General features: G+C 37.5%; 18 protein-coding genes. 2 read left to right on the top strand and 16 right to left on the bottom strand.

What is annotated here, in order from left to right; genetic code table 11:
* Positions 1-21 precede the first annotated feature (21 nt).
* The gene (locus tag NSQ77_RS10465) at positions 22-966 is read right to left on the bottom strand and encodes a YybS family protein (protein ID WP_339230827.1); all 945 of its coding nucleotides are present in this window, start codon (positions 964-966) and stop codon (positions 22-24) included.
* Between the two features lie 280 nt (positions 967-1,246).
* On the opposite strand from NSQ77_RS10465, the gene NSQ77_RS10460 reads away from it, so the two are divergent.
* Entirely contained in the window at positions 1,247-1,729 is a 483-nt protein-coding gene (locus tag NSQ77_RS10460) for a DUF1189 family protein (RefSeq protein WP_339230826.1), read from the top strand.
* A 48-nt stretch (positions 1,730-1,777) separates the two neighbouring features.
* On the opposite strand, the gene rpsR is transcribed toward NSQ77_RS10460, so the two are convergent.
* From rpsR to NSQ77_RS10425, 7 genes are all read right to left on the bottom strand, one after another.
* The gene (gene rpsR, locus NSQ77_RS10455) at positions 1,778-2,008 is read right to left on the bottom strand and encodes a 30S ribosomal protein S18 (protein WP_017798745.1); all 231 of its coding nucleotides are present in this window, start codon (positions 2,006-2,008) and stop codon (positions 1,778-1,780) included.
* Positions 2,009-2,046: 38 nt separating this feature from the next.
* Positions 2,047-2,553: a single-stranded DNA-binding protein gene (gene ssb / locus NSQ77_RS10450; protein WP_339230825.1), complete on the bottom strand. Its 507-nt coding sequence runs from the start codon at positions 2,551-2,553 to the stop codon at positions 2,047-2,049.
* Between the two features lie 15 nt (positions 2,554-2,568).
* Positions 2,569-2,856 (bottom strand): 30S ribosomal protein S6, encoded by a 288-nt coding sequence (gene rpsF, locus NSQ77_RS10445; RefSeq protein WP_339230824.1) that lies wholly within the window; start codon positions 2,854-2,856, stop codon positions 2,569-2,571.
* A gap of 304 nt (positions 2,857-3,160) precedes the next feature.
* Positions 3,161-4,261, bottom strand: coding sequence for a redox-regulated ATPase YchF (gene ychF, locus NSQ77_RS10440; RefSeq protein ID WP_339230823.1), 1,101 nt, complete (start codon positions 4,259-4,261; stop codon positions 3,161-3,163).
* Between the two features lie 263 nt (positions 4,262-4,524).
* Positions 4,525-4,719, bottom strand: a complete 195-nt coding sequence (locus NSQ77_RS10435; protein WP_339230822.1) for a DUF951 domain-containing protein — start codon at positions 4,717-4,719, stop codon at positions 4,525-4,527.
* A gap of 38 nt (positions 4,720-4,757) precedes the next feature.
* On the bottom strand, positions 4,758-5,657 hold the full coding sequence (locus NSQ77_RS10430; protein ID WP_339230821.1) for a mechanosensitive ion channel family protein: 900 nt from the start codon (positions 5,655-5,657) through the stop codon (positions 4,758-4,760).
* Positions 5,658-5,676: 19 nt separating this feature from the next.
* Positions 5,677-6,699, bottom strand: coding sequence for a hypothetical protein (locus NSQ77_RS10425; RefSeq protein ID WP_339230820.1), 1,023 nt, complete (start codon positions 6,697-6,699; stop codon positions 5,677-5,679).
* A gap of 90 nt (positions 6,700-6,789) precedes the next feature.
* On the opposite strand from NSQ77_RS10425, the gene yyaC reads away from it, so the two are divergent.
* Entirely contained in the window at positions 6,790-7,413 is a 624-nt protein-coding gene (gene yyaC / locus NSQ77_RS10420; protein WP_339230819.1) for a spore protease YyaC, read from the top strand.
* A gap of 134 nt (positions 7,414-7,547) precedes the next feature.
* On the opposite strand, the gene NSQ77_RS10415 is transcribed toward yyaC, so the two are convergent.
* The 8 genes from NSQ77_RS10415 to NSQ77_RS10380 form a co-directional block, all read right to left on the bottom strand.
* The gene (locus NSQ77_RS10415) at positions 7,548-8,252 is read right to left on the bottom strand and encodes a DUF554 domain-containing protein (RefSeq protein ID WP_339230818.1); all 705 of its coding nucleotides are present in this window, start codon (positions 8,250-8,252) and stop codon (positions 7,548-7,550) included.
* Between the two features lie 227 nt (positions 8,253-8,479).
* Positions 8,480-9,319: a ParB/RepB/Spo0J family partition protein gene (locus NSQ77_RS10410; RefSeq protein ID WP_339230817.1), complete on the bottom strand. Its 840-nt coding sequence runs from the start codon at positions 9,317-9,319 to the stop codon at positions 8,480-8,482.
* Entirely contained in the window at positions 9,300-10,073 is a 774-nt protein-coding gene (locus tag NSQ77_RS10405) for an AAA family ATPase (RefSeq protein ID WP_339230816.1), read from the bottom strand. Before NSQ77_RS10405 ends, NSQ77_RS10410 begins: the two co-directional genes overlap by 20 nt.
* 185 nt (positions 10,074-10,258) lie before the next feature.
* Positions 10,259-11,116, bottom strand: a complete 858-nt coding sequence (gene noc, locus NSQ77_RS10400) for a nucleoid occlusion protein (protein WP_339230815.1) — start codon at positions 11,114-11,116, stop codon at positions 10,259-10,261.
* A 305-nt stretch (positions 11,117-11,421) separates the two neighbouring features.
* Complete coding sequence (gene rsmG, locus NSQ77_RS10395) at positions 11,422-12,138, bottom strand: 16S rRNA (guanine(527)-N(7))-methyltransferase RsmG (protein WP_339230814.1); 717 nt, start codon at positions 12,136-12,138, stop codon at positions 11,422-11,424.
* Between the two features lie 74 nt (positions 12,139-12,212).
* Complete coding sequence (mnmG, locus tag NSQ77_RS10390; RefSeq protein ID WP_339230813.1) at positions 12,213-14,099, bottom strand: tRNA uridine-5-carboxymethylaminomethyl(34) synthesis enzyme MnmG; 1,887 nt, start codon at positions 14,097-14,099, stop codon at positions 12,213-12,215.
* A gap of 54 nt (positions 14,100-14,153) precedes the next feature.
* Positions 14,154-15,530: a tRNA uridine-5-carboxymethylaminomethyl(34) synthesis GTPase MnmE gene (gene mnmE, locus NSQ77_RS10385; RefSeq protein WP_339230812.1), complete on the bottom strand. Its 1,377-nt coding sequence runs from the start codon at positions 15,528-15,530 to the stop codon at positions 14,154-14,156.
* Between the two features lie 231 nt (positions 15,531-15,761).
* A complete protein-coding gene (locus NSQ77_RS10380; RefSeq protein WP_339230811.1) occupies positions 15,762-16,385 on the bottom strand; it encodes a hypothetical protein in 624 nt (207 codons plus the stop codon).
* Between the last annotated feature and the right edge of the window lie 25 nt (positions 16,386-16,410).

The following is a 16,410-nucleotide window of genomic DNA, read 5'->3' as shown; positions in this document are numbered from 1 at the left end:
TCCTATTACTCGGGTGCAACCTTATTTTTTGCTTGTCAGGCGATCCCTTAACCTAAATCCTATATCAATTATACCTAAGATTCTTACGAAATAAAGTAGAAATGCTGGAAAAAGTAACGTAAGAACCACAATAAAAATTGGCACAGCTTTTGTTATTTTTTTATGATGCGTATAGAGGAAGATTAGTGAAAATCCTTGCACTGCCATTAAAAGTCCTGTTAGCGCCAATAAATTATGTACAGCTGTATAGTATATACCCGCTGGATTCAAATTGAAAAACGAAATGAATAATGCAAAGAAATAAATCCAGAGTATAGATGTCGGAAATCTTAAGTTACGGAAAGGCGGGAATCGAAGTTGCTTATTCTCCAGTCGATTGATAAATTTATAGCTAATCCATTGACTGAGGAACGCTAATACAATTGCAGTTAATGCAAGACCTACAGGCAGCAACTCAATCAGCATGTCGATTTGCAGCAACAACATTTCTTCTATCTGTTCTGTTTGTCCACCAGTTCCAAATTGTTCCATGATGGATTTGCTAATTTCCATGGAATCTGTAATAATAACTTTCAATTCATCTACCAAATTAACTGAAAAGAAAACTTGGCTAAAAACAAAAACAAACAATAAACCAATAATAAACCCTAATGTGCCCCTCGCCCATGTTTCATAGGCCGATACTTCTTTACGAATTCCAGTCCCAATTGCGATTCCTCCAAGACCTGCTAAAAACGTCATTGGCAAGAAAGCTAAAGTGGCAATTAAAGCCGTTAGAAGCAAGGAGGCAATAAACATTAACCAAGAAGGCTTTCCCCCATGTCTGGCTGTATATAAAATAAATGGTATTGGTAATAAAAACATCCCAATCATCGTTAATATCGGAACGAATATGGTAATTAACAGAAGCATCACGTATATCACTAATAATAATGCTCCATCTGTTAATTTTCGCGATTGATTCATCTATTGCACCTCATCTAATCTAGATTAACTATTCTACTATCATAACATGTTTCGTATTAAAATAGTTGTCGGATTACGCTGAAACGATTCCTCGCAAAGGAAACACAAAATTCGGCATCATTTCTTTCACAGCATCTGTCCTCCATTTACAAATGTCATGTTTTCTTCAACACTATAAGCGCATTTCCAGCTGTTTTCCACTATAATAATATATAAGGATAAAGCTGTTCTTAGTTTATAGCAGCTGACCCTCAAGCATACATAGTTAAGGATGAAAATCATGATCTTTTTGCACGTTTTTTTCAATAGTATAAAACTGCCTAAGAAAGAAGCAATGTTTCGGCTTAATCGAATTGGCATGGATATCGCTGTTATTTATATGTTTTTCCTGCTTGGCCTCGTCTCCATTCCCGCATTGATCAAACAGCTTACTGCAACGAGCGGGCTGGGTGCAGATTTAAATGTTATTTTTAAGCTCATTTACTTTTTTATGTTTTATTATTTGCCATTAACAGTCCTCGTCTTCATTGCCATCTCATTTGTGGCTTATATTGGCAGAGGGATTGCCCACTTTATGGAGCGTAAACTACGCTATTCCATCCTTTGGAAAATGGTTGCATTTACAACAACAATTCCGTTTATTTTATACCTTATCATTGCATTTATTATACCTGTCAGTGATGCTTATCTCCTGCTCACATTTATCTTTTCGGTTGGACTATTATTCAAAATGATTTCTATTTATCCAAAAAGGAGAAAATAAAAGAACCTCAAAATCGGATTTGCATCCTGGTTTTGAGGTTCTTTATAATTACTCAGCTACATATGGTAGTAATGCCATTATACGAGCACGTTTGATTGCAATAGTAAGTTTACGTTGGTATTTTGCAGAAGTTCCAGTTACACGACGAGGAAGAATTTTCCCACGTTCAGAAATGAAACGTCTTAGCAAATCTACATCTTTGTAATCGATGTGTGTAATTCCGTTTGCTGTGAAATAACACACTTTACGACGCTTTGCACGTCCGCGACGAGCTGCCATTGATACCCCTCCTTTTTAAATTCACTGTAGCCGTTTATTTAAAACGGTAAATCATCATCTGATATATCGATAGGCTCTCCATTATTCTTAAATGGATCGTCTTGTGGTTGGTTATTATTTGGTTGAAACTGATTTTGATTTGGTTGATATTGATTTTGATTTTGAAATTGGTTCTGATTTCTATTTTGCTGGTAACCTTGCGAATCCTGTCCGCCAGAAGAAGCACCTTTTGATTCCAAAAACTGTACACTGTCTGCAACAATTTCAGTCACATATACAGTTTTTCCATCTTGTCCTTCAAATGTACGGGTTTGTACTCTACCATCGACACCGATCATACTACCTTTTTTCATGAAGTTTGCCAGGTTTTCCGCTGGTCTGCGCCAAACAACACAGTTAATGAAGTCTGCTTCTCTATTTCCTTGCTGGTTAGAAAAGGGACGATTAACCGCGATCGTAAAGTTGGCTACTGCCACGCCATTTGGTGTATAACGTAAATCAGGATCCCTCGTTAACCTGCCTACTAGTACGACACGATTTAACATCAGAACCACTCCTTATTATTGTTCATCTCGAATTGCAATATGACGAATAATGTCATCAGAGAACTTAGCTAGACGGTCAAACTCATTAACAGCTTCTTCGCCACTGCTGAAGTTAATAATAACATAGTATCCATCACGGTAGTCTTGGATTTCATAAGCAAGGCGTTTCTTGCCTTTTTCATCCACTTTTGCGATCTCCGCGCCATTATCTGTTAGAATTTTGTTGAAACGCTCAATCAATGCTGTTTGAGCATCTTCTTCCATGTCTGGGCGGATGATATACATGATTTCGTATTTTCTCATCCGTTACACCTCCTTTTGGTCTTAGCGGCCCCTATCTATCTTAAACGCAATTTGTTTAATATAATAAGAGCAAGGAATAATCATAATCTAATTACTCACAATAACGTATTATACCAAATCCTGTTTCGTTTGACAAGTATTCGAGAGACACCTAATTGTACGTTTTTTTAAACCAATGATTGCGCCCAGCTCCGGCGACTGGCGAGACTCCCCTCACCTTCGTAAGAATGTTCGACAGTTCGAACCACCCCAAAGTTCGGGGCGCAGTCCGTACATCGCTAACCTGACGCTTCCGTTTTTGTTATTAAACATTAAAGCGGAAGTGAATAACATCGCCATCTTGAACAATATATTCTTTCCCTTCCAAACGGACCTTCCCTTTTTCACGTGCATGTCCCATCGAACCAGCTTCGACAAGGTCTGAATAAGAAACAGTTTCTGCACGAATGAAGCCTCTTTCAAAGTCTGTATGAATAATACCAGCTGCCTGTGGCGCTTTAATTCCTTTGCGGAATGTCCATGCACGGACTTCTTGCTCACCAGCAGTAAAATAAGTTGCTAAGCCTAATAAGCTGTAAGAAGCTTTAATCAGCTTATCTAAACCAGATTCCTCAATTCCTAAATCTTCTAGGAACATATCCTTTTCTTCAGGGTCAAGCTCGGAAATTTCCTCTTCAATTTTTGCACAAATAACAATTACCTCTGCATTTTCCTTAGCAGCATAATCTCTTACCTTTTGCACATTTTCATTCGAATCGGCATCTCCAACCTCATCTTCACTTACATTCGCTACATATAGAATTGGCTTGCTTGTTAGCAAATGCAGCCCTTTTACAATCTTCCACTGTTCATCTGTAAATTCTAACGCTCTAACAGGTCTTTCTGCTTCCAGACCCTCTTTTAAGGTTACAAGAATCTCATGTTCGATAACTGCTTCCTTATCCTTCTGTCTTGCGAGTTTCTCAACACGCTGGAAACGTTTGTTTACCGTTTCCAAGTCAGCAAGAATCAATTCCAGGTTAATGATTTCAATATCATCAATTGGATCAACCTTTCCTGATACATGGGTAATGTTATCATCGACAAAGCAACGGACAACTTGACAAATTGCATCCACCTGGCGAATGTGGGAAAGAAACTGGTTTCCCAAACCTTCTCCTTTGCTTGCTCCTTTTACAATTCCAGCAATATCCGTAAACTCAAATGCGGTTGGTACGGTTTTCTTCGGTTTTACTAACTCTGTTAATTTATTTAAGCGTTCGTCAGGTACTTCTACAATTCCCACATTCGGATCGATCGTTGCAAACGGGTAGTTCGCTGCTTCAGCTCCAGCTTGTGTGATTGCATTGAAAAGCGTGGATTTCCCCACGTTCGGAAGTCCTACGATTCCTGCTGTTAAAGACATTACACTTTCACTCCTTAAGGATTCCATTCATAAAAACGCGTTTGTATACCAATTATAGAATAGTGGCTACTAAAAAGACAAGTAAGTAAAAAACAAAAATAGGTACACTAAGTATACCTATTTCTGCATGTTTACCCTATTACTTTTGGTTTTTCGTATCTCTTTATAAGGATATAATACTATTTTTAGCAGCGTGTAGTCAATTTTAACCATTTATGAAAGCTGGCTTTATTCTAATAATACAGCCTAACTTCCACCACCACTTAATTTTCTGCTTTCTCCAACACTCTTTTCAGCTTTTTAACGAATTCTCTGCGCGGAATCATAACACTATGATCACAGCCAAGGCATTTAATTCGGATATCCATTCCCATCCGAATAACCTTCCAGCGGTTTTCTCCACATGGATGGGGCTTTTTCATCTCTACGACATCATTTAAGTTAAATTCCTTTTCCATCTTTGGATCTCCTTTTTTACATCCATTATACCCAATTTCTAACGGCTTTGCCCTCTATTTTCGCGCTGCAGCGTTTCTCTTTCTTCCTTAGAATAAAGGACAACACGTGGTGATGGCAGCTCAATGCCAGATTTATATAATTTATCTTGAAGCTCCTTCCGAATATTTCGCTCACCGGCCCACTGGAAACCCGGTAATGTATCGGCAATAACCCGGATTACGAAATGGGAGACATCTAAATTTTGTACCCCAATTATTTCTGGTGTACCAACAAGAAAATCATACTTTTCGGGCAATGTTACAGCAACCTCCTGAATAATCCTTTCTACATCAGCAACATCACTTTCATATGGAATATTAATATCAACAATTGATAGACCATTATGAACCGAGTAGTTTGTCACCTGTGTTAAGTTTCCATTTGGGATGATATTCATTTCCCCTGTCCAGCTCAATACCTTTGTTGTACGAAGGCCTATTTCCTCAACCGTACCTTCTATACCTGCAACGGCTACATAGTCTCCAACAGAAAACTGATCTTCAAAAATAATGAAGAATCCTGAAATAATATCTCGCACAAGGTTTTGCGCCCCAAAACCAATTGCTAAACCAAGAACCCCGGCACCTGCAAGCAATGGGCCAATTTCAAAGTTAAAAACACCTAAAATCATTACAATGGCCATAAAGTAAACGACATATGCCACTACATTTTTAATTAGTTTTTTAAGCGTGTTTTCTCGGCGTTCTGAAATACGAATTGGGCCTGTCTTTCGATTAACAAATAATTTATCTACCAGTTTTCTCGTTATCTTCACGATAATCAATGCTAATAAAATGATTAATATAATTTGCAGTGCAGAGGATAACAAAATCCGCCATAGCTCTGGACCCGTTATATAATCCCATGCATTTGTTACTTGATCGTTAATTTCATCCATAGTAAAACCTCCAAACATTCTATCTAACCTTCTCTATTCTTTTCCATATTGGATATAGTAATAGCCTTGTCAATATATACAGATTAAGAATTCCATACAGTGGATAAATCACGCGGATTAATGTTGAGAAACCAAACATAGTTAACGGAATCATGATAATCAATGTAACCATTACAATAAAAAATAATGGTTTTTGAAAATACTGCTGCAAACGTGTCGCAATTCCAAGCATACCAGCAGCAGCCGTTGTAAAGATTGCAAACCAAAGCATAACTGACATAAATATCAGTATCTCTATCGGATAATGCTTCAATATCGCAAATAATGGGATCTCATACAATAAAATTTCTTCTGCAATTTGTATCAGACTATTATTATAAATAAAGGAAATCACACCTAATATCAAACCACTGCCAACACAGGCGAAAATAATCTCTGTTCTGGACTGAACTTTATTTCCAATTGCCCCAAGCACGGCTACAAGCGGAAGTATATTCAGTGCGGTAAATGGAAAAGCAGCCATCCAATTCCGTTGTTCATGCCAGTGTGAAAACAGCGCTAATTCCTGGTCGATCGTAAACATAATCAGAACAGCGAGCATGCCGGCAAGCATGATTGGTAAGATAAACTGATTTACATGCAGCAGACCATTCACGCCTTTTAAAAATAATAGCATGAGTGCGACTACAATAATACCTATACCCCACCAATAGGAGTAATTAAACGCTTGTCCGGTTGCACCGCTTCCAGCAATCATAACAATCGTTGTTGTAAATAAGTATAATAAAATCATAACATCAAATACACCCGTTAACCTAGTCCCAACTATCTCCTCTAACACAGGCAAATAATGCGATGATTTTAATCGATAGCTAATTTCCATAATAACCATACAGCAAATCGAAAAAAATAAACTAAACAATACTATTGCTAAACTGCTTTCATGGCCAAAAAACTGCCATAACTCTGCCCCTGATGCATAACCAGCGCCAATTGTTGTTCCAATAATTAAAAACATCCATTTCAACCCAGCAAAAATCATCTAATATTCCCCCAATATTTTCAGCATTCGTATGTATAGAACGGCGAAATAATCCGTATACTATACCAATATGTTTGTGGAGGATAAGCTATGTATTTAAAGAACCGATTTGAGCAGCCAATAGAGAATTTCCGTATGCCCTATACGGACTCCGAGCTTTCCCATTTAATGTGTAAAAAAATTCTATCCTGGTTTCCAGATACTCCTCGGGAATATATCATTTTGTGCATTGGAACAGACCGATCAACTGGAGATGCACTTGGTCCATTAACCGGTACATTTCTTCAGGAAACAAATCCAAAGCATCTGCATGTTTATGGAACCGTACATGACCCTGTACATGCTGTAAATATGCAGGAAGCGATCACCATGGTGAAAGAGAATCATCGCAATCCTTATATTATTGCAATTGACGCTTGTCTCGGGAGAAATACATCCATTGGCCATATCATTACGGAAAAAGCCCCATTGAGGCCAGGAGCGGCTTTAAATAAAGTTTTACCTACTATCGGAGATATGAATATTACAGGGGTCGTGAATATTAGCGGATTTATGGAGCATTCTATTTTACAAAATACAAGACTATCTGTTGTAATCGATATGGCAAAACAAATTACAGCAATTTTAAGCAATATCGATCAGCGGCTGACGTATAATTATTCGCCTGCCGTTGTTATTTCAAAAAAACACCCGATAAAGAAATGGACCGTGTAATTTTTTGCTTATTATTTATGTCTTATGTTCACTAAATATGCAAGTTTATGAAGCAGGTCACGGACCTACAAAAAACTACTGGCAACGTCAGTCTCTGTTGCCAGTAGTAAATATAACGATCAATTGATTAACCCTTAAACAATTGAATAAGTATAATAAATAGCTCCCACTGTCAAAATCGCAGGCAATAAGTTGCCAATGCGAATTTTTGTGATTTTTAATAGATTTAAACCAATTGCTACAATCAATAAACCTCCAACGGCCGTAACTTCTACTATCAAGCCATTTAGGAAATCCTCTGGCAGCCATTTCTCAATCTGTGTTGCCACCAAGGCAATCGCACCTTGGTAAAGAACAACCGGAATAACCGATAATATTACACCAAATCCCAATGTTGTGGTTAATACTAAAGCGGTAAAACCATCAATTACTCCTTTTGTAATGAGTACGCCGTGGTCACCTCGTATCCCACTGTCCAATGCGCCAATAATAGCCATTGCTCCGATACAAAAAATCAATGTAGCTGTTATAAATCCTTGTGCAACACTTGTATCACTAGCTGAATTCGTAAATTTACTGCCAATCCAAACCCCAAGTCTGTTTAGCCCTTCTTCCAGGTGTATAAATTCGCCGATAATTGCACCTGTAAGGAGACTTAAAAGAATAATAATAATCTGATCGCTTGCAAATGCCATTTGCAGGCCGATCAATATCACGGCAAGGCCTATACCATGCATAACTGTTTCTTTATATCTTTCAGGTATCTTTGTAAAAAACAATCCAAAAATGCAACCTATCAATATGAGTGCCCCGTTTACTAGTGTTCCAAATAAAATCATTTTTGTTCTTCACCATCTTCTATTCGTTATATGTAATTAAACTATCTCCCCTGCATTTATAAATCCTCTTATAAATATTGGTAATAATTATCACTCTGGAAATACACTTTTCGAAACTTATGACCCGTGAGCCTTTTCGAATGTTTCACGTGGAACATTTTTAAATAACCTTCTTTAAAAATAAAATGAAAGACTGATAGCAGATACGATCAGTCTTTCCAAGCACTCTATTTATTTAAATATTCGATAAGACGGTTTAAATCCTCATCCGTGTAAAATTCAATTTCGATTTTCCCTTTTTGCTTACCTCTTTGAATATTAACCGCTGTTCCTAATCGTTCTCTCAATACCGTTTCTTGTTCTTCTAAAAATACGTCCTTTTTTGGTTTTTCTTTTTTAACTGGCTGTTTTTCATTCAGCTGAATAATTAATTTCTCAACCTGACGAACATTCAGCTTTTCATGACGAATTTTATTTACTAATGGAAATAATTTATCCTTGTCCTTCAAACCCAATAGCGCTCGCCCATGCCCCATTGACAACTCTCCATTATTAATATAGGCAACAACCTGTTCTGGCAACGAAAGCAATCGAACCATATTGGCTATATGTGGTCGACTCTTCCCTAATCTTCTTGAAAGCTCTTCTTGTGTGATTTTTAACTCTGTCATCAAGTTTGCATATGCTTGTGCTTCTTCAATTGGAGTAAGATCTTCGCGCTGCAGGTTCTCCAACAGAGCAATTTCCATCATTTTTTCATCTGTCAGCTCTTTAACAATGACTGGAATTGTTTTTAAACCAGCTTCTTTAGCAGCTCGAAAACGTCTTTCACCTACAACAATTTCATATCCTTTGATACTTTTGCGCGCAACCAAAGGCTGAATAATGCCGTATTCTAAGATAGACTCTTTCATTTCCTCGATTGCATCCGCATGAAAAGTTTTTCTCGGTTGATAAGGATTTGGTCTGCATTCTGTGATAGCAATTTCTTCTATTGAACCAGCTTCTTCTTGCTCGTTTTCATTCAGAAACAAAGCATTAAGTCCTTTACCCAACCCTTTGGCCATTTGCCATCACTTCCCTCGCTAATTCAAGATAAACCTCTGCACCTCGGGATTTAGGATCGTAACTGATGATTGGCATTCCATGACTAGGCGCCTCTCCTAATCTTACATTCCTCGGTATAATAGTTTTATAGACTTTATCTTGAAAGTATTTTTTTACTTCTTCAATTACTTGGATACCTAAATTTGTTCTTGCATCAAGCATTGTTAGTAATACACCTTCAATCATCAACTGTTTGTTCAAATGCTTTTGAACAAGACGAATGGTGTTCAGCAATTGACTAAGACCTTCCAACGCATAATACTCACACTGTACTGGGATCATAACAGAATCAGAGGCAGTAAGCGCATTAATCGTTAGCAAACCTAAGGAAGGCGGGCAATCTATAATAATATAATCATAGTTTTCTTTTAAACTTTCAAGTGCCCTCTTCAAACGAATCTCCCTTGAAATAATTGGTACTAATTCAATTTCTGCACCAGCCAATTGAATGGTTGCAGGTATGATATCTAAATTGTCTATATTGGTTGATACAATTACCTCTTCTGCAGGTAAATCTTCAACAAGTACATTATAAACACAATTACTAGCGTCTGCTTTATTAACTCCTACCCCACTTGTTGCATTTCCTTGTGGATCTGTATCAACAAGTAATACTTTGTTTCCTAAAGATGCAAGACAAGCACTAAGGTTTACAGATGAAGTTGTCTTTCCAACGCCACCTTTTTGATTTGCGATGGCCAATATTTTTCCCATGTTGACACCTACCTAACTATATACATTCTATATTATCACTAATTGAATAAAAGCGACTATCTTTTTTTCTTTTTTTGTGAAATTGTAATGATAAAATTGTAATTTATCAGCTGAAATTATACCCAGTTATGCAAAACACCCATCTTTCAATAAAGATGGGCTAAGAATAAATAGTATGATTAATATTATTTCTTTTTAGGTATTTTAATTGTGATTTGATAGTAGTCGTCTAGCTCTTTTTCATCGGATTCTACTTCTACCCCAGTATCTGATACCATGTTTAAGGACTGACGAATGGTATTCATTGCTATTCGAATATCCTTATTGATTCCTTTCAGTTTTGGGCGTTTCTTTGTTTGCTCTTTTGGCTCATTCATTTTAGCAATTCGCTCTTCTGTTTGTTTCACATTTAAATCATTATCGATAATGACCTGCAGAATAAGTAATTGCTGTTCAGGTTCTTTGAGCTTGATTAATGCACGTGCATGTCTTTCAGTTATCGTTTTATTTAATAAAGCTGTTTGAACTTCCTCTGGAAGCTTTAAAAGCCTTAGTTTATTTGCAATTGTAGATTGATTTTTGCCTAATCGTTGTGCCAATGCCTCTTGGGTCAATGAATGCAGCTCTAAAAGTTTCGCATATGCTAATGCTTCTTCAATAACGGTTAATTCTTCTCGTTGCAGGTTTTCAATTAGTGCCACAGACGCTGTCTCTGCGTCAGACATATCACGAATGATAACAGAAACCTTTTCCCAGCCTAGGGATTGAACAGCTCTCCATCTTCGTTCACCAGCAATCAGCTCGAAGTTCTCATCATCTAGCTTTCTGACTACTATCGGCTGGATCATTCCATGAGTATGAATGGTTTGAGCCAATTCCTTTATCTTTTCTTCATTAAAAATGGTTCTTGGTTGAAAACGGTTCGCCTGAATTCGATCTACTGGAAGCTGTATCACTTCATCTGGATTGAATTCTTCCGTTTCCTCTATTTCAGGGCTCCCTTTATCCCCTAAACCAAATATCCGATTAAAAGGATGTACCACTTACCTGACACCACCTTCATAATTTAACAAAATAAAATCATCTATGTATAAAAATTGTTTCACGTGAAACAATTGAATGTCTATCTAAACTAAATTAAGTATAGCATAAAAGGATTCAATAAGAAAAAACGCGCCAGCATTCTGCTGCTGAGCGAATATAATTACCTTATATTACATTTATTTTACCACATTTGTCCCCAAAAAAGTAATGAATCTTTCGTGAAAAAAGATTCATTACTTTGAATGAAAAAAGAAATTCGTATAGCAATAAATCTTTACTATACGAGTTTCAAAACAAAATGTTTTTATTCTATTGGTTCTTTATTCGGAAGACCTGCTTTTCTAGGGTACTTTTTCGGTGTCTTCCGCTTTTTGCGAATCACAACAATGGAGCGTTCACTTTCCTCTTGTGGCAAGGCAAAGTTATGGATAGCTTCTAATTCCCCACCGAGCAGCTCTATTGCCTTCTCCCCTACTTGCAGTTCTTCCTTCGCTTGGGATCCTTTCATCGCAATGAAAACCCCCGACTTCTTAACTAGTGGTAGACAAAGTTCACTTAATACCGACATTCTCGCAACTGCTCTTGCAGTTACAATATCAAATGATTCTCGAAATGTGCTGTTCTTTCCAAAGTTCTCTGCTCGATCATGGTAAAATGCTACATTCGTTAAGTTTAGCTCTGCTGCCAAGTGATTTAAAAATCCTATTCGTTTTTGTAAGGAATCAACGATTGTTACTTTTAAATGCGGAAAACAGATTTTTAGTGGGATACTTGGAAACCCAGCCCCTGCTCCAACATCACATATATGTAATTCTTTACTTAAATCATAATGAAACGCAGCTGTAATACAGTCATAGAAATGCTTTAAATAGACTTCTTCTTCATCTGTAATCGCTGTTAAATTAATTTTTCCATTCCATTCTACTAGTGTTCGAAAGTACGTTGAAAATTGCTTGAGTTGTTTACCCGTTAATTCAATTCCTTGTTCACTTAATGCAGCTGCAAATTGTTCTGGATTCATTCATCAACAAGCTCCTTCTGTATAATGGAAGAATAGCGACGTACCAACATACGTCGCTATCTCCTTATATAAACTTAGTTTGCAATCCGTGCAATATTTCCCTGTTGAATATATACAAGCAAGATGGATATATCGGCAGGATTAACGCCAGAGATCCGAGACGCTTGACCTACTGAGAGCGGACGAACCTTTTTCAGCTTCTCTACCGCCTCTGTTGCCAATCCATGAATAGCATCATAGTCAATATCATCTGGAATCTTTTTGTCTTCCATTTTTAGCATTCGCTCTACTTGCTCATTTGCCTTTCTAATATAGCCTTCATATTTCACTTGAATTGCTACCTGCTCTTGCATTTCACTTGTCAATTCCGCATTCGCTTCTATCATTTTTTCAATAAGATCATAGCTCAGCTCTGGTCGCTTCAATAAATCATAAGCTTTTACGGCTTCTTTTAATGGTGTAGCTCCAGCGCTTTCCATAATTGCTTTTACAGCTTCTGTTGGTTTGATTGTAAGTTTTTTAAGTCGTTTTTTCTCCAGCTCTACGAAGCTTTTCTTTTGTTGGAACTTAGCATAACGTTCTTCAGAGATTAATCCAAGCTCATATCCGATATCTGTCAGACGTAAATCTGCATTATCGTGACGGAGCAATAAGCGATATTCCGCACGTGACGTTAATAAACGATACGGCTCATTTGTGCCCTTTGTAACTAAATCGTCAATAAGAACGCCAATATATGCTTGGGAACGATCCAGAATAACTGGCTCTTTGCCGAGTACTTTTGCTGCTGCATTAATACCAGCCATAATCCCCTGTCCTGCAGCTTCCTCATAGCCAGATGTACCATTAATCTGTCCTGCAGTAAACAGTCCTGGAATTTTCTTTGTTTCCAATGTTGGCCAAAGCTGTGTAGGCACGACTGCATCATATTCAATCGCATAGCCAGCACGTATAATGACGGCATTCTCAAGACCTGGTACTGTTTTTAGCATTTCTTCCTGAACATATTCAGGTAATGAAGTAGATAACCCTTGCACATAAACCTCTTCCGTATCTCTTCCTTCTGGTTCCAGGAAGATTTGATGACGCGGTTTATCATTAAAACGAACAATTTTATCCTCAATTGATGGACAGTAGCGTGCACCTGTTCCACGTTTCGCACCGGAGTACATCGCAGAAAACCCTAAATTGTCGTTAATTACTTTATGCGTAAATTCATTGGTATAAGTTAACCAGCATGGAAGCTGATCCGTAATTTGCTCCGTTGTTTCATATGAGAATGACTGTGGATTGTCATCCCCTGGCTGAATTTCCGTTTTGGAATAATCAACTGTATGACTATTCACACGTGGTGGCGTACCTGTTTTAAATCGTGTTAATTCAAAGCCAAGCTCTTCTAGGTTCTCAGAAAGCTTCACAGAAACACGTTGGTTGTTTGGACCACTTTCATATTCTAAATGTCCCATCAATACTTTACCACGCATAAAGGTCCCTGTCGTAATAATGACAGCTTCTGCAGTATAAGTTGCCTTTGATTCTGTGACAACTCCTTTACATACACCATCCTCAACGATTAAAGAGTCTACCATTCCTTGACGAACTGTTAGATTTTTTTCATTTTCAATCATTTTCTTCATTTCTCGCATGTAAATTGGCTTATCAGCTTGTGCACGCAAGGCTTGTACAGCAGGGCCTTTACCGGTATTTAACATCCGCATTTGGATGTAGCTTTTATCAATCACTTTACCCATTATCCCACCAAGTGCATCAATTTCACGAACAACTATCCCTTTGGCAGGTCCACCAATTGATGGATTACATGGCATAAAAGCAATCATATCGATATTCAATGTCAGCATTAGCGTTTTAGCACCCATTCTTGCTGCAGCAAAGCCAGCTTCGACTCCAGCATGACCAGCGCCAATTACGATTACATCATAATGACCAGCATTGTATGTCATCCCATTCATCCTTTCTTCATCATTAACTCTTATTTAATTTCCCATACTTATAATCTATTTTCCTAAACAGAACTGCGAGAATAACTGATCAATTAAACTGTCACTCGCAGTATCTCCAATAATTTCACCTAAAAACTCCCATGTTCGGGTTACATCAATTTGCACGATATCCATCGGCATTCCAAGTTCAATACCTTCCATTGCATCCTCTAACGCAACTTTTGCTTGCTGAAGTAATTGGATATGTCTTGCATTCGAAACATAGGTTAAATCACCTGTCTCAATTTCCCCTGCAAAAAACGTATCGGCAATTGCCTGTTCCAATTCATTTACCCCTTCTTCTTCGATTAAAGAAGTCGTAACAAGCGGCCTGTCTCCTGCAAGCTCTTTAACTCGATCCATATCCAGCTTCTGTTCCAGATCTGTTTTATTTATAATAACGATATATTCAAGACCGCTTACTGCTTCAAAAAGTTTAAGGTCCTCATCTGTTAATACATCATTGTTATTTAGTACAAATAAAATTAAATCGGACTCTTTTAGTACTTGCCTTGAACGCTCGACACCGATTCGTTCCACAATATCCTCTGTTTCACGAATTCCAGCTGTATCGACCAACCGAAGAGGAACACCGCGTACATTGACATATTCCTCAATTATATCACGAGTTGTACCTGGAACATCTGTAACAATTGCTTTATTTTCCTGTACAAGTGTATTCATTAACGAAGACTTCCCGACATTTGGTCTGCCAATAATTGCTGTAGAAAGACCTTCACGTAAAATCTTCCCTTGTTTAGCGACACTTAATAATTCATCTATCTTCTTATGAACTTCCTTTGTTTTCGTACGCATCATTTCGTGGGACATTTCTTCCACATCATCATACTCTGGATAGTCAATGTTCACTTCTACATGGGCAACTGTCTCAATCAATTCCTGACGAAGCTTCCCGATCAAACCAGACAAGCGACCATCCATTTGTTTCAATGCAACAGACATGGCACGATCTGTTTTCGCCCGAATCAGATCCATAACTGCTTCAGCCTGTGACAAGTCAATTCTTCCATTTAAAAATGCACGTTTTGTAAATTCACCTGGCTCAGCCAAGCGTGCACCAATGCTTAAAATCAGCTCCAACACTCGATTTACAGCGACCATACCACCATGACAATTGATTTCGACTACATCTTCACGGGTAAATGTTTTCGGTGCGCGCATCACAGAAACCATAACTTCCTCAGCAATCTCATTTGTCTTTGGATCAACAAGCTTCCCATAATGAATCGTATGAGAATCTACCTTGTTTAAATTTTTCCCTTTAAAAACTCGTGCTGTCATTGAAACTGCCTCAGGACCGCTCAATCTTACAATAGCTATTGCCCCCTCACCAATCGGGGTTGATATCGCAGTAATTGTATCTGTCTCCATCACCATCACCTCCAACATTTTTTAATGCTTTATCTATATTAATGGACCATAATTTAAATTTACGTCACTAACAAAATAGAATAACATAATTTCATCAAAAAATAAACTTATCCACAATTATTTTTTAAGTACATATACATCAAAAAAAGGCAGAAGGTTATCCACATGTGAATAACCTTCTGCCTTTTTCTTAATAAGTTAGGTGTTGATAAGCGTTTTTACTTATATTTCTTATCCTGCTATCAATTCGAATACCCTTTCATAGGCATCATAAATTTTATCTGCCTCTTCTTCTAGATGCAATTCATCCTGATACATATAAACAAACAAATCCATTTCATAAAAATCAATTAGAATTGCTACAAATGCTTTCGGTAATGTCTCCCACGAATAAACCATATCCAGGACTGATTCCAGCTCTTGAAATATTTTTTCAAATTGTTGCTCATCCAAACCCTTACTGTTACGTAGTTTCTCAAAAAAATGCCCATCTTCATTTAAATATTTAACTAGGTTTGTAAAAATCTGGTTCTCTTTTAGGTCCGGCTCCCCTGTTTCTTCTAAGCATTTTGTGATTAGTGACTTTATATTTTTAGCTGCCTTCAAAATTCTTTCTGATTTCTCTCCCGCATAATTTAGCGAGAAATTATATAGTTCATCATAAAGCTCTATCAACGCTGTAGCTGCTTTTTTTGATATACTGCTTATTCCTTTCCATTCCTTTTCAAATAAAGCCAGCATTTCAGCAACCTTTTCGTATGCCTTTTCGTTAAAACCATCTCCTGTTCGAAGGTCAACAAGCAAATTTAATGCTGATTGCTCAAATTCCTCGATTTGCTCATTTATTTCTCCCATCATCTCACGCTCCTTTAAGATAACC

Source organism: Oceanobacillus sp. FSL K6-2867 (genome assembly GCF_037963145.1).
Lineage (GTDB): Bacteria > Bacillota > Bacilli > Bacillales > Amphibacillaceae > Oceanobacillus.
Note: the sequence above shows the minus strand (reverse complement) of the source record. Positions and strands in the feature narration are given on the sequence as shown.